Origin of the sequence: Microbacterium enclense (assembly GCF_001456955.1) — a bacterium.
Classification (GTDB): Bacteria; Actinomycetota; Actinomycetes; order Actinomycetales; family Microbacteriaceae; genus Microbacterium; species Microbacterium enclense.
On sequence record NZ_KQ758469.1, the window covers coordinates 159,959 to 173,521 of the forward strand.

Below are 13,563 nucleotides of genomic sequence, written 5' to 3' on the forward strand. Positions count from 1 at the left end.
GAGGAGAACACGACGACGTGTCCGACAACGCAGCTCTTTCCCGCCTCGATCTGAACCTCCTGGTCTCGCTCGACGCGCTGCTCACCGAGCGCAGCGTCACCCGCGCGGCCGAGAGCCTGCACCTCAGCCAGCCCGCACTCAGCGCCTCGCTCGCGCGCCTGCGCACCCACTTCGACGACCAGATCCTCGCCCGCCGCGGCAACACGTACGAGCTCACGCCGTTCGCGCTGCGACTGACCGACCACACCAGCACCGCCCTCGAGGCCGCACGGCGCGTGTTCGAGAGCCAGTCCTCGTGGTCACCGGCGGAATCGACCCGCGAGTTCTCGATCTACGGCTCCGACTACGGCTTCGTCACCGTCGGCACGGTCGTGTCGCAACTCGCCGCCGAGCAGGCCCCGGGCGTCCGGTTCCGCTACATGCTGCACAATCCCGGGATCGTCGAAGACGCCGCGAACCGTCTTCGCTCCGCCGACGCCATGGTCATCCCCCACGGCCCCGTCTCGGAACTGCCCTACCTCGACCTGTGGCAGGACGACTGGCTCGCGGTCGTCTCCGACGACAACGCCGACGTGGGCGATGCGCTCACGATGCAGAACCTCGCCGATCTGCCCTGGGTGCTGACGTTCCAATCGCGGTCGGCCTTCACCTCGGCCGCGCGGCAGGTGCAGCAACTCGGCGTCGAGCCGCACATCGAGGTCGTGCTCGAGAGCTTCCTCTCGGTGGGCCACTTCGTCAGCGGCACGCGTCGCGTCGGTCTCGTGCAGTCGGCGCTGGCGCCGCACCTGCTGCGCATCGGCGGCATCCGCGTCGTACCGCTGCCCTTCGCGGCGACTCCCATCGTGAGCGCACTGTGGTGGCATCCCTCGCACAACCGTGACCCGGAGCACGAGTGGATGCGCGGGCTCTTCGCCGAGGCCGGCCGCGTGATCGCCGCCGGACACGCCCCGCACTGAGGGGTCCGCCGGGCGCGAACGGCCGACCGACGTCGCCCGATCGTTGCGCCGAGCACTATCGAGCGGTCCTATGCGGCGCATCAGGATGCCGCGCACCCGGCGTCGGGGACGGATCTTGTGGACGCGGCCGTTCCGCCATAGGTTCAGAACCAGAACCAACGTACTGATTCTGAAAATGGCCGCTCTCCCGCGCGTCCCGTCATCCGCTCAGTGAGGAGCATCCCGTGGCCGAACCGTTGAAGATCTTGATCGTCGGAGCCGGGATCGGAGGCCTCAGCACGGCGTCGGCGCTCGCCCGAATGGGCGCGAAGGTCGACGTCATCGACGACAAGCCCGAGATCAGCGTCGCCGGCGTCGGCTTCGGGCTCCGTATCAACGGCCTGCGGGCGGTGCGCGACATCGGTCTGCTCGAGGAGGTGCTCGAGATCGGGCACCCCGCGCCGGGGATCGACAATTACGACGCCGAGGGGAACCTCCTCAGCACCATGAGCTACGGCACGCAGGACGAGGGGCTCCCGGGCTGCGTGACGATGTCGCGGATCGCCTTCCTCGAGCTCGCCGCCCGGTACGCCCTCGACAACGGCTGCGCCTTCCGCATGAGCACGACCGTCGCCGACATCGCGCAGCACGACGAGAGCGCCACGGTCACCTTCAGCAGCGGCGACCGAGCCGAGTACGACCTGGTGCTCGGCTTCGACGGCCTGCACTCGCAGATCCGCCGGGACTACTTCGGCGAGAAGTACGCGCCGCGCCCGGTCGGCGGAGTCGCGTGGCGCGTGGGGCTCCCCAACCGCCGCAAGATCATGCAGCCCATCATCTGCCAGGGCTACGGCGGCAAGATCATGCTCACCCCGCTGTCGGAAGACACGATGTACATGGTGCTCACCGTGGCCGAAGAGGGACGCCCCCGGTACGACGCGAGCAAGATGGCCGAGATCATGCACGATCGCGCGGCCGCCTTGACCCGCGGATCGGCCTTCCTGTCCGACGCGCTCGACGACGTGCGCCACGCCGACAACGTCGCCTACACGCCGTATTCGACCGTGTGGGTGCCGTACCCCTGGTTCCGCGGTCGCGTGATGATCCTGGGAGACGCGGCGCACACCATGACGCCCTACCTCGGCTCGGGTGCCGCGATGAGCATCGAGGACGGCGTCGTGCTCGCCCAGGAGCTCGCCAGGAACGACTCGGTGCTCGACGCCCAGCTCGAGGTCATGAAGCGCCGGCTCCCGCGCGTGCGGGCCGTGCACGACCGCTCGATCGAGTCGATGCTCGAGGAGTTCGACTCCGTCACCGACGAGACCTATCGTGCGCGCATCGAGCACCTGCGCCACGACGAGCCCATCGCCAACGAGTACGCGAACCGCCTCTTGCGGATGCCCTACTGACCTCCGAGGAGACGAACGTGTCGAACCCTTCAAACACCCGCACCCTCGTCGTCGACGCGACCGCAGAAAGCGCCTTCCGCCCACTGAACGGCGTCGGCGGCGTCCCCGGTCCCGTCGAGGGCTACGAGCAGTTCCCCGACCTGACGCCGATGTGGCGCGAGGCGGGGGTGAGCGTCGTCCGCTCCTTCGACTGGGTCTCGCGCCTCGACACCCGTGACAACCCGACGAGCCTCTTCCCCGACTGGAGCGCCGACGTCGACGATCCCGCGAGCTACAACTTCGCCGCCACCGACCAGTGGATCGACGCCGTGCACGCCGTGGGCGCCGAGGTGATGTTCACGGTGGCCAGCTCGATCCCCCGCAACAAGCTCCCCGCCGAAGACGTCGAAGTCTATGGCCGGGTCGTCGAGCGCATCGTGCGGCACTACTCCGCGGGTTGGGCGGGCGGACCCGCGAAGCCCGTCCGCATCTACGAGTTCGGCGACCAGCCCGACTTCGGGCCCCTGCACTTCGACGGGCATCCCGAGCAGTTCTTCGCCATGTACAAGGCGTTCTGCGAGGCGGTGCGGCGCGTCGACGCCACGCTGACGGTCGGGGGTCCGGCCATCGCGTTCCCCCTCGAAGCGGACGCGCCCTACCGCGAGGGATTCCTGACCTTCGTGCGCGAGAACGACCTGCCCCTCGACTTCTACTCCTTCCTCTGGTTCACCGACGGCAGCCGCGACCCGCTCGACTACCGGTACGTCTCGCGCGAGCTTCGCGCACTCCTCGACGCGCACGGGTTCGCCGACACCGACCTGACGCTCAGCTACTGGAACTACCTCGCGGTCCCCAGTTCCACCGCGCCCGCAGCGGAGAAGGGCGCCTTCCAAGCCGCCACGGCGATCTCCCTGCAGGACACGGTGATCGACCACGCCTTCTTCTTCCGGGCCGACAGCGGCCTCGACCCGCACTACGGCTTCGTCGACCCCGGTGGCGTCGGCCAGGTCGACGGACAGCCCGACGAGCGCACGCGCGCCCTCGTGCTCGCCGGTCGTGCGATGCGGGGACGCCGCCTCGCCGTCACCGGGGGCGATGAGTCGGGGTTCACCGCCATCGCCGGACGCGAGGGAGATCGCGTGCGCGTGCTGGTCGCGAATTACGTCGCGCCCGACTCCGCGCTCGCGCCCCGCGACGAGGACCGCTTCACGTTCCGCATCCCCATCGGCGAGCAGCGGATCGAGCTGGGGCTCACCCTTCCTCCGCAGCGTCTCGACCTGGCATCCGCCGGGGTGGACTCGGCCCGTATCGAGCTGAAGAATCTGCCGTGGACGGATGCCACGGTGAAGGTCACGACCACCACCCTCGGCGGAGAGGTCGTCGGCCCGCGCGATGCGATCGTGTCCGACACGGGTAGCCTGCAGCTGAACGTCGACATCGTGCCGCAGTCCGCGCTCCTCATCGAACTGACGGTCTGAGGACAGTCGTCCGGCACAACCGAGAGCAGGAGCCGATGGCAGCACGACCGGTCGTGAGCGGGGTGACCGAGCCCAAGCAGCAACGCAGCCGCGACTCGTTCGCCAAGGTCTGCGCCGCCGTGCTCGAGCTTCTGCACGAACGCGGAACGGGGCAGTTCTCACTCGCCGAGGTCAGTGCGCGGGCGGAGGTGTCGATCGGGTCGATCTACGGCCGGGTCACCGGGAAGGCGGAGCTGCTGCGCGCCGTCCAGAGCCAGGAGTTCGACCGCCTCGACCTCGAGACCGCGGAGCGCGTCTCCGTCGCCGGCGCGGGGGCACCCGACTTCGCCCGCGCGACGACCGCGATCGTCACCGCCTACGCCGAGCTGCTGCGCGAGAACCGAGACATGTTGTCGCCGTTCTTCCTTCTCGGCGTCGAGGATGCGGCCCTCCTCGAGCGCGGGCGTCGATCCGGTGACGCCGGGCAGGAGGTCTTCCTCGGGGCCCTGGTCGCCGCCGCCGAGGAGCACGGCGTCGACGTGTCGGCAGACAGGGCGCGCTGGGCCTTCGAGGTCTTCTACAGCCTGTGCGTGCGGTACCTGGGCCTCGGTGTCGCGGCGACCGCGAGCCCCCACGATGCCTACGGCTGGCGGGAGTTGCTCGACCGCCTCGCGCACACCGTCGTCCTCATGACCGCGCCGGAGTGAACCGGCTCCGATCCCGACGCGTCGGCGTCCGGCCGGCGTAGGACGACGGGGCGCACGTCGCGCCCCGCCGCCCCACCTCGGTCACACCGCCGCCGTCACCGCCCGCATCGACGCCCGGATGAGGTCGTGCTGGCGCCGCACGAGCAGCAGCGGGTCGACCTCGCCGAGCTCGGCGAAGGCGTGGCCCTCCCACTCGCTCGACCAGAATCCGCGGTAGCCGCCCTCGACGAACACGCGCACGAGCTCGGGGTAGTCGATCGCCGGCTCCTGGCCGTGCGCGTCGATGTCGTAGAACTTCGCGTGCACGTGCAGGATCTGCGGCATGATGTCGGCCCACTCGCGCGGATCGACGTGCCCGTGCATGTTGAAAGCGAGATGCGCGAACGAGCCCAGGCGACCCGGGTCGAAGTCGCGTCCGCGCAGGTAGGCGAGGAACTCCTGCTGGCGCGCCTGCATCGTGGCATCCGTCGCCCAGATGTCCTGCAGCCGCTGCACCGCCTCGTCGTCGAGCCCCGCCCGCCGCACGGCGCGCAGCAGCGTCGGCGACATCGCGTGCATGGTGGAGGAGAAGTCGGCGACGAAACCGAGCAGCGGCGAGTCGAGCTCGGCGTACGTCTCGCGTACCCGCAGGATGGGCTCGGCGTTCGGCCCCATCGGCGCGTGGATCTCATAGGCGAGCTTCAGCTCGAGGTCCTCGGCGATCGGCAGCAGGCGGCGCAGCAGCGCCGGCTTCGCGCTCTGGATGCGCACCAGCGGGAACCCGAGCTTCTTCGCCCCCTCGAACATCAGCTTCGAGAACGCGAACTCCTCGTCGGGCGTCATGTCGCGGTCGCGACGGCGGCCCATGTCGAGGTTGGCTCCGAACGAGCTCGCGACGAACCCGTGCCGGTCGAACGCCTCGCGCCACGTGCGCACGAACTCGTCGCCCACAACGGGGTAGGTCGGCACCATCTGGGATGCCACGATCTCGATGCCCGGACCGATGCCGAGTTCCGCGACGCGGTCCAGCAGACCGTCGAAATCGAAGTGACCCGCGCGGAACTCCGCGCTGGCCGAGTACAGCGTGAGCCCGAGCCGGAACGGATCGTCGTCCGACGCCGGGGGCGGCGGCGTCACGTCCGACACGAGCGCCGGGATCGCGGCATCCGCGTCCACCACCGTGAGCGCCTTCACGTCGTGGACGACGTTCGGCACGTACAGCCCGGGTCCCCCGTCCGGGCCGGGCGCGATCTGCATGTAGGGCAGTCGCAGCTCGCCGTGCAGCACGACCTCGTGCGTCTCGCCGAGCGCCACGGGGTGGTCACGGCGAGCGATGAGAAGCGGGTGCTCCTGCAGGAACCACAGGCGCTCGCTCTGCTCGGGCAGCTCGTCGAGGCGATACGACTCGTCGCCGAACGAGACGCGGAGGTCGTCGGCATCCACCGCCTCTCCGTCGACCGTGAGGGCGAGGGTCGTCACCGACGACAGCCAGAGGCTGCGGTACCAGGGGATGGTGAGGCGCAGCGCGAGCCCGTCGGGGTGCGTGCGCAGACTGTCGGCGTGGATGAGTCCGTTGGGCATGAGCGTTCCTTAAAGCCGGTCGGCGATCTGACGGATGAGCGAGTGCTGGCGCCGCACCTGCTCGATGGAGCGCCACGGTTCGCGCTCGCCCTCGTACTCGCTGGAGAGGTAGCCGGTGTAGCCGGCGGCCTTGAGCGCCTTCAGCACGGGCTCCCACGGGATCTGCTGGTCGTGGAGGTTGTCGTCGATGTCGTGGAACTTCGCCTGGATGAAGACCACGTTCTCGATCACGTCGAACACGTCGTTCGGGTCGACGTGGATGCCGTCGAGGAAAGCCGGACGCTGGCCCGGCAGCTCGCCGGGCTTGAGCGGGATCGGGCGGTCCTGGAAGATCCCCGTGTCGAGCAGCAGACCGAAGTGCTTCGTGCCCGTGCGACGGATGAGCGCGATGTAGTCGTCGACGACCTCGTGCTTGATCGGCGTCGGCGAGTGGATCTCGGGGCAGATGACGACGTCGAGCTCCTCGGCGAGCGGGAGCGACGCCTCGACGACCTCGGTCCAGATCGGGTGGGGGATCAGGTCGCCCGAGACGACGCCGATCTTGGGTCGCACGAAGCGGAAGCCCAGGCGCTTGGCGAGGCGAAGGTCGCGCTGCAGTGCTGCGGCGCCCTCCTCGACGGTCATGTCTCGACCGTTGGGGCCGCTGGAGTGCAGGCGCGTGTCGATCCACGAGCCGTAGTTCGTGGGCTCGAGGTCGTACTTCTGCAGGAGCGCGAACCACTGCTCGACCCATTCGTCCGAGGGGTTCGGGTAGTTCGGCACGTGCGCCTCACCGAGGATCTCCAGGCCGGTGGCGCCGAGGTCGGCGATCGAGGCCATCGCGGTCTCGAGGTCCATGACGGTGCCGAAGTCGCTCATGTAGCTGTACAGAGAAACGCCGTAGCGGAAGGGCGCACCGGATGCCTCGGGCGCGAGCGTGACGTGCTTGGTGACGCGGTAGGTGCTCGGCTGGTGCTCCTGGGGGATGTACGACATCCGCAGGCGCAACTCGATCGAGAGCTCATGCACGCCGTCGGGGAGGCCGCCCGGCAAGGGGACGGTGACGATCGCGGCGTCTTCGAGCGGCCAGCGCACGCCGTCGCCGTCCCACAACTGGGCGAGTGAGTACTGCTGCCCCTGCAGGGTCCACAACGGCACGTCAGGGGCGACGTCGACCAGGCCCGGGATGCTGACGCCGATCCCGTCGATCAGCGACGCCGCCATGCCGCGATAGGACGGCATGCGGACGCGGAACTGGAAGCCGGTGATCTCGCCGTCCTCGCGGACGTTGCGGAAGCCGACGGACTGGATGAGGTCTCTTTCGAGAAGCATCGTCGCTCACTCTCTGTGGGTTGCTTCGACGCTACCCCTCTTTTGCCTCATTTAGACATAAGGGGTTCTGATGCCGTGCATCACCCTCACCATCGACGACGAAGGGCCGCCCCGGCGCGACGAGAACAGGCGAACGACACGAGAACAGGGCGATCCGCCACGGATTCGCCTGTTCTCGTGGCATCCCCTGTTCTCGGTGCGTGGATGCCGGGACATCCACCCCGCGCGGCACCTCCGGCCGGCCGCCTCTGTCGCGTCATCACGACGGGGATGCCTCGCGTCAGCGCTCCAGCACCACCGCCAAGCCCTGGCCCACGCCGATGCAGATGGCCGTGACCGCGACGCCGCCACCCCGGCGTTTCAGCTCGTGCGCGGCGCGCGCGATGATGCGCCCGCCCGAGGCGCCGAGCGGGTGGCCGATCGCGATCGCCCCGCCGTTCTCGTTGAGCGTCGACGGGTCGAGCTCGGTCCACAGCTTCGCGCACGCGAGGGTCTGCGAGGCGAACGCCTCGTTCAGCTCGACGAAGGTCACATCTCTCCACGACCGGCCGGCGCGGGCGAGCGCGCGGTTCGCCGCCTCCACAGGGGCAACGCCGAACACGTCGGGGGCGTTGCCGAACGCGGCCCGGCCGGCGATGCGCGCGAGCGGCTCGGCATCCAGTGCCCCTTCCGCGCCGAGCAGCACGGCCGAGGCCCCGTCGTTGATGGGCGAGGAGTTGCCCGCCGTGACCGACCCGCCCGCGCGGAACGCCGGGCGCAGACCCGCGAGCACCTCGGCGGTGGAGTCGTCGCGGATGCCCTCGTCACGCGCGAGCGCGTGTCCCTCCACCTGCACGATCTCGTCGTCGAAGCGCCCCGCGGCCCACGCCGCGGCCGCCAGGCGGTGGCTGCGGGCGGCGAAGGCATCCTGCTCCTCGCGCGAGATGCCGTAGATCTCGGCGAGCTTTTCGGCGCTCTCGCCGTTCGAGATCGTCCAGTCCGCCCTCAGCCGCGGGTTCGTCATGCGCCAGCCGATCGAGGTGTTCCACATCGTCTGATTCGCCGCGGGAAACGGCCGCGGGCTCTTCTCGACCACGAACGGCGCACGCGTCATCGACTCGACGCCACCGGCGAGGATCACGTCGGCGTCGCCGGCCTCGATCGCCCGCGAGCCCTGGATCACGGCATCCAGAGACGATCCGCAGAGGCGGTTGATCGTCGTGCCGGGCACCGACGACGGGAAGCCCGCGAGCAGCGCCCCGAACCGCGCGACGTTGCGGTTGTCTTCTCCTGCCTGGTTCGCGTCGCCGAAGACCACGTCTTCGATGCGGGCCGGGTCGATCCCGGTGCGTTCGACGACGGATGCCATGACCGTCGCCGCGAGATCGTCGGGCCGCACGTCGGCGAACGCCTTGCCGTGCCGTGCGAAGGGGGTGCGCACGGCGTCGTAGACGAAGGAAGCGGGCATGGGTCAGACCTCCAGAGACAGACCGAGCAGGGCCTCGATCTCGGCGTGCGTGTTGTCGCCGAACAGCTCGCGCACGCGGAAGCCGTCAGGCGTGACGTCGAAGACACCGTGATCGGTGTAGACGCGCGAGACGCAGCCGACGCCGGTGAGCGGGTAGGTGCACACCTCGACGAGCTTGGGCTCACCGGCCTTGGTGAGCAGATCGGTCATGACGTAGACGTCCTTGGCGCCGATGGCGAGGTCCATCGCCCCGCCGACCGCGGGGATCGCCCCGGGCTCACCCGTCGACCAGTTCGCCAGGTCACCGCTCGCCGAGACCTGGAAGGCGCCCAGCACGCACACGTCGAGGTGACCGCCGCGCATCATCGCGAACGAGTCGGCATGGTGGAAGTACGCCGCGCCGGCGAGCGCCGTGACGGGCTGCTTGCCGGCGTTGATGAGGTCGGGATCGACCCGGCCGCGCTCGGGCGCGGGACCCATGCCGAGCATGCCGTTCTCGGTGTGCAACACGATCTCGAGGCCCTCGGGCAGGTAGTCGGCGACGAGGGTCGGCGCCCCGATGCCGAGGTTGACGACGGCACCCTCGGGGATGTCGGATGCCAGCCGCTCGGCGAGGTCGCGACGGGGGATGCGGGTGGTCACTGTTCTGCCCTTCCTGCGGTGGTCGGGTCTGCCGTGGGCGGTGCCTCGAGCGCGAGCGGGCGCCCCTCGATGTCGACGCCGCCGACGAACTCGCCGTCGCGCAGCCACGGGCGCTCGCCCACCGCGACGACGCGATCGACGTAGAGCCCCGGGGTGATCACCGCTTCGGGGTCGAGCCAGCCGAGCGGCACGACCTCGTCGACCTGCACGACGGTGGTCGAGGCCGCCGCGGCCATGATCGGGCCGAAGTTGCGCGCGGTCTCGCGATAGACGAGGTTGCCCCAGCGGTCGGCCGCGCGTGCGCTGATCAGCGCCACGTCGGCCCGGATCGGATACTCCAGCACGTAGTCGCGGCCGTCGATCCGCCGCGTCTCCTTGCCCTCGGCCAGCTGCGTGCCGAAACCGGTGGGGGTGAAGAACCCGCCGATGCCGGCGCCCGCCGCGCGGATGCGTTCAGCGAGGTTGCCCTGCGGCACGAGCTCGAGCTCGACCTTTCCTTCGCGATACAGCCCGTCGAACACCCACGAGTCGCTCTGCCGGGGGAACGAGCAGATCATCTTGCGCACCTGCCCCGCGGCCAGCAGGGCGGCCAAGCCGGTATCGCCGTTGCCGGCGTTGTTGTTGACGACGGTGAGGTCGCGGGCGCCGTGGGCGATGAGCGCGTCGATCAGCTCGACGGGCTGACCCGCGCGGCCGAAGCCGCCGATCATCACGGTCGCGCCGTCGGGGATGCCGGCGACGGCGGCCGCGACGTCGGGAACGGTCTTGTCGATCACGTCGCGCCTCCCTCGCGGGGGGCGGATGCCGAGGTGTCGGCGGTCGTCTCGGCCGGGGCCCCGGACGCGGATGCCGGGGCATCGGCCGGCGTCTCGGCATCCGCTCCGACCGGCGTCTCGGCCGCCGCTTCGTCGGCCGGAGCCGAGAACACCTGCGATGCGATGCGGAACGCCGTGTTCGCGGCGGGCACGCCCGAGTAGATCGCCGACTGCAGGATGACCTCGCGGATCTCGTCGACCGTCAGGCCGTTGCGCAGCGCCGCGCGCAGGTGCATCGCGAGCTCCTCGTGGTGCCCGTGGGCGATGAGCGAGCTGAGCACCGCGATCGAGCGCGATCGGCGGTCGAGGCCCGGCCGCGACCACACGTCACCCCATGCGACGCGGGTGATGAAGTCCTGCCAGTCGGTGGTGAGGTCGGTCGCGGCGGCCGTCGCGCGATCGACGTGCGCGTCCGACAGCACGGCGCGGCGCACGGCCATGCCCTGGTCGTAGCGTTCCTGATCGGTGGGCATCAGGCGTCCTTTCCAGAAACGGATGCGAAGAACGACCGCAGCAGCGCCGCCACGGCCTCGGGTTGTTCGGCGGGCGGCAGGTGTCCGGCATCCTCGATCCGCGAGATCCGCCCGTCGCGCACGCCCTCGGCGATCTCGACGGCCTTGACCTCGGGGGCGACCGCGTCGAAGGCGCCCCACGCCACGAGCACGGGAACCGTGATGGCCCCGAGCGCGGAGCGCACGTCGAAGGCGGCGAGCGCCTCGCAGCACCGGGCGTAGCTGTCGTCGTCGGCGTCCTGCAGCGCGTGCAGCAGGCGCCCCGTCAGATCGGGGCGGCGCGCGATCGAGTCGGGTGCGAACCAGCGCTGCGCGGAAGGCACGATGAGGCTCGACGTGCTCTGCGTCCGCGCCTGCGCCGCGCGTTCGTGCCAAGCGGAGGGTTCGCCGAGCCGGGCCCCGGATGCCAGGACCGCAGCCCCCCGCAGACGAGAGCCGTGACGCAGTGCCAGCTCGAGGCCGGTGGCCCCGCCGAGCGAGACACCGGCGTAGAAGAAGGTGTCGTCGGGTACCGCTCGCGCCACGGCATCCGCGAGGTCGGCGACCGTGAACGCCTCACGCGCGACCGGGCCGGCGCCGTGGCCGGGCAGGTCCCAGGCGGCGATCCGGTAGTCGTCGGCGAGCAGCGGCACGACGTCATCCCACAGGATGGTCGACGTTCCGAGTGAGGGCCCGAGCACGAGGAGCGGCGCGTCGGCGGGTCCGACCGGGGCCGTCAGCGAGATCAGCGAGGCCGCACTCATTCGTCGGCTCCGCATCCGTTTGTGTCGATTCCCATGCGGCCTCGACGATCGCGCGCGTCCTCGGCGTCGTCCACGCCCTCCCGCGGGCCCGCCGGAGTCGCCGAGTCCGCACCCGCCCCGGCGCGGGCGCCCACATCGTCGCGCGCCCCGCCGCGCGCCAGCCGCGGCGCGAGGCCGACGTAGGCGCGCGGGTCGAGCAGCGCATCGACGTCGAGTCCTGCCGCCTCGGGCAACGCCCGGAGCCGCGGCGCGAGGTCGTCGTCGCCGGTCAGCAGCTCGGCGAACCGGTCCGCGCCGATGAGCGGCACGAGCACGCCGCGCAGCCGCTCGCTCACGAGACGGCCGCCGGTCATTCGCGCATTGCGCGCCGCCGCGGCGCCGTCCACCCGAAGGTGGGCGACCATCGAGGCGCCGTGCCGGGTCGCCCCGAGGGCGAGCCGCAGCAGCTCGCGCAGGGTCGGCCACTCCGCGTGCCACGCCCCGTCGGGCCGTTCATCGACCGCGAGAGCGGAGGCGAGGTGAAGCGTCGCGGCCAGCTGCGGGGCCCGCAGGGCCGCCGAGCGGACCAGCACCGCCTCGGCCGGGTTCTGCTTCTGGGGCATCGCCGACGATCCGCCGCCGATCCCCTCGGCCACTTCCCCGATCTCGGTGCGGCCGAGCGTCGCCACGTCGGACGCCATCTTGCCGAGCGCGTCGAGGGCCTGCACGAGCGCGTCCCCGAGCTCGGTGATCGGCCAGCGGGTCACGTGCCAGGGGGCGTCCGGAGCGTCGAGTCCCGCGGCACGGGCGAAGGCCGTGGGCAGGGAGGCCGCGGCATCCTCTGACCCGGTGATCTCGACGAACGAGGCGAGGGTTCCCGCGGCGCCGCCGAGCTGCGCCGGGTACTCCAGCGCCTCGACGCGCCGCAGCGCGCGCTCGATCCCGCGCGCCCAGGTCGCGGCCCGCGCGCCGATCGTGGTGGGGACCGCATGCTGGGTCAGGGTGCGCGCGGGCGACACCGCGTCGGCGTGGATCTCGGCGAGCTCGCGCGCACGCTGCCCCGCGATGCGCAGCGATGAGCCCACCTGCTCCATCGCGCGCCGTGCGACCAGGATCAGCGCCGTGTCGAGGACGTCCTGGCTCGTCGCCCCGCGGTGGATCCACACGCGGTGTTCGGCCGGCACCCGTTCCTTCATCAGCGCGACCAAAGGGATGACGGGGTTGCCGCCGCTCACCGCCTCGCGGGCGAGCCGGTCGAGGTCGCCGGCCCCCACGGCGGGGCCGGCTTTCTCATCGATGCCGAAGGCGTGATCGACGTCGCGTCGAACCTCGGAGGGTGCGACCCCGAGGTTCGCGTAGGCGGCCACCAGCGCGCACTCCGCACGCACGAGCGCGTCGGCCACCGCCGCGTCGGACACGAGCAGGTCGTGCCCGACGGTCACCGGCGACAACAGCCCGATGTCGATCCACGGAAGGGCGTCAGAAGGCAAGGAACACCGTCTCCTTCTCGCCCTGCAGCCGGATGTCGTGCCGCAGACCGCCGTCGGGGGTGCGCGTCGCGATGAGGCTGGCGCGCTCCTCAGTCGTCAGCGTCGACAGCAGCGGGTCCGCCGCCAGCGCCTCGTCGTCGCCCGGGACGTAGATGCGCGTGTGGAGCTTGTCGGGCAGCCCGCGCGCGAAGACGATCGCGGCGAAGAAGCCCGGACGCCCCTGGATGCCGCCGGGCTCGCGCGTCCAGAACTCGAAGTGCCCCTCGTCGTCGGTGAACGCTCGCCCGAAGCCGGTGAAGGTGTGGGCGTCGCGGCGGAACGCGCCGCGGGCTCGCGGCACCGAGCCGTCGGCATCCGCCCCGAAGATCTCGATCAGCGCGTCGGGGATCGGCGCTCCGACGCCGTCGTACACGGTGCCGCCCAGCACGATCGCGCCCGGCGAGTGGGGGAACACGACCTCGTGCTGCTTCGGGTACTCGAGGCCGTAGGCGAAGAACGGGCCCACCGTCTGGCCGGGGGTCGCCCGGTGCGTCTTGGCCGGAGCGACACGCGCCGCGGCGTCGGAGGTCGTCGTCAT

Annotated in this window: 13 protein-coding genes; 4 read left to right on the plus strand and 9 right to left on the minus strand. The window is 70.9% G+C overall.

Features of this window, described 5'->3' with window-relative positions:
* The first annotated feature begins 17 nt into the window (after window positions 1-17).
* The 4 genes from AS029_RS06615 to AS029_RS06630 all read left to right on the plus strand — a co-directional run bounded on the left by AS029_RS06615 (window position 18) and on the right by AS029_RS06630 (window position 4,487).
* Entirely contained in the window at window positions 18-956 is a 939-nt protein-coding gene (locus AS029_RS06615; protein ID WP_058231806.1) for a LysR family transcriptional regulator, read from the plus strand.
* A 224-nt stretch (window positions 957-1,180) separates the two neighbouring features.
* Window positions 1,181-2,344: an FAD-dependent monooxygenase gene (locus AS029_RS06620; protein ID WP_058231807.1), complete on the plus strand. Its 1,164-nt coding sequence runs from the start codon at window positions 1,181-1,183 to the stop codon at window positions 2,342-2,344.
* Between the two features lie 17 nt (window positions 2,345-2,361).
* Window positions 2,362-3,801, plus strand: coding sequence for a GH39 family glycosyl hydrolase (locus AS029_RS06625; RefSeq protein ID WP_058231808.1), 1,440 nt, complete (start codon window positions 2,362-2,364; stop codon window positions 3,799-3,801).
* 35 nt (window positions 3,802-3,836) lie between these two features.
* The gene (locus AS029_RS06630; RefSeq protein WP_058231809.1) at window positions 3,837-4,487 is read left to right on the plus strand and encodes a TetR/AcrR family transcriptional regulator; all 651 of its coding nucleotides are present in this window, start codon (window positions 3,837-3,839) and stop codon (window positions 4,485-4,487) included.
* 81 nt (window positions 4,488-4,568) lie between these two features.
* Here AS029_RS06630 and AS029_RS06635 read toward each other — a convergent pair whose 3' ends face one another.
* The 9 genes from AS029_RS06635 to pcaG all read right to left on the minus strand — a co-directional run bounded on the left by AS029_RS06635 (window position 4,569) and on the right by pcaG (window position 13,563).
* Window positions 4,569-6,047, minus strand: coding sequence for a C-glycoside deglycosidase beta subunit domain-containing protein (locus tag AS029_RS06635; RefSeq protein ID WP_058231810.1), 1,479 nt, complete (start codon window positions 6,045-6,047; stop codon window positions 4,569-4,571).
* A 9-nt stretch (window positions 6,048-6,056) separates the two neighbouring features.
* Complete coding sequence (locus AS029_RS06640) at window positions 6,057-7,358, minus strand: C-glycoside deglycosidase beta subunit domain-containing protein (protein ID WP_058231811.1); 1,302 nt, start codon at window positions 7,356-7,358, stop codon at window positions 6,057-6,059.
* 280 nt (window positions 7,359-7,638) lie between these two features.
* Complete coding sequence (locus AS029_RS06645; protein ID WP_058231812.1) at window positions 7,639-8,805, minus strand: thiolase family protein; 1,167 nt, start codon at window positions 8,803-8,805, stop codon at window positions 7,639-7,641.
* A gap of 3 nt (window positions 8,806-8,808) precedes the next feature.
* Window positions 8,809-9,447: a 3-oxoacid CoA-transferase subunit B gene (locus AS029_RS06650; RefSeq protein WP_058231813.1), complete on the minus strand. Its 639-nt coding sequence runs from the start codon at window positions 9,445-9,447 to the stop codon at window positions 8,809-8,811.
* Entirely contained in the window at window positions 9,444-10,223 is a 780-nt protein-coding gene (locus AS029_RS06655; protein ID WP_058231814.1) for a 3-oxoacid CoA-transferase subunit A, read from the minus strand. Before AS029_RS06655 ends, AS029_RS06650 begins: the two co-directional genes overlap by 4 nt.
* A complete protein-coding gene (gene pcaC, locus AS029_RS06660; protein WP_414683034.1) occupies window positions 10,220-10,735 on the minus strand; it encodes a 4-carboxymuconolactone decarboxylase in 516 nt (171 codons plus the stop codon). Before pcaC ends, AS029_RS06655 begins: the two co-directional genes overlap by 4 nt.
* Entirely contained in the window at window positions 10,735-11,517 is a 783-nt protein-coding gene (locus tag AS029_RS06665; protein ID WP_058231815.1) for an alpha/beta fold hydrolase, read from the minus strand. The genes pcaC and AS029_RS06665 overlap by 1 nt, the downstream gene beginning before the upstream one ends.
* Window positions 11,514-12,986: a lyase family protein gene (locus AS029_RS06670; protein ID WP_074615872.1), complete on the minus strand. Its 1,473-nt coding sequence runs from the start codon at window positions 12,984-12,986 to the stop codon at window positions 11,514-11,516. Before AS029_RS06670 ends, AS029_RS06665 begins: the two co-directional genes overlap by 4 nt.
* The gene (gene pcaG / locus AS029_RS06675; RefSeq protein WP_058231816.1) at window positions 12,976-13,563 is read right to left on the minus strand and encodes a protocatechuate 3,4-dioxygenase subunit alpha; all 588 of its coding nucleotides are present in this window, start codon (window positions 13,561-13,563) and stop codon (window positions 12,976-12,978) included. The genes AS029_RS06670 and pcaG overlap by 11 nt, the downstream gene beginning before the upstream one ends.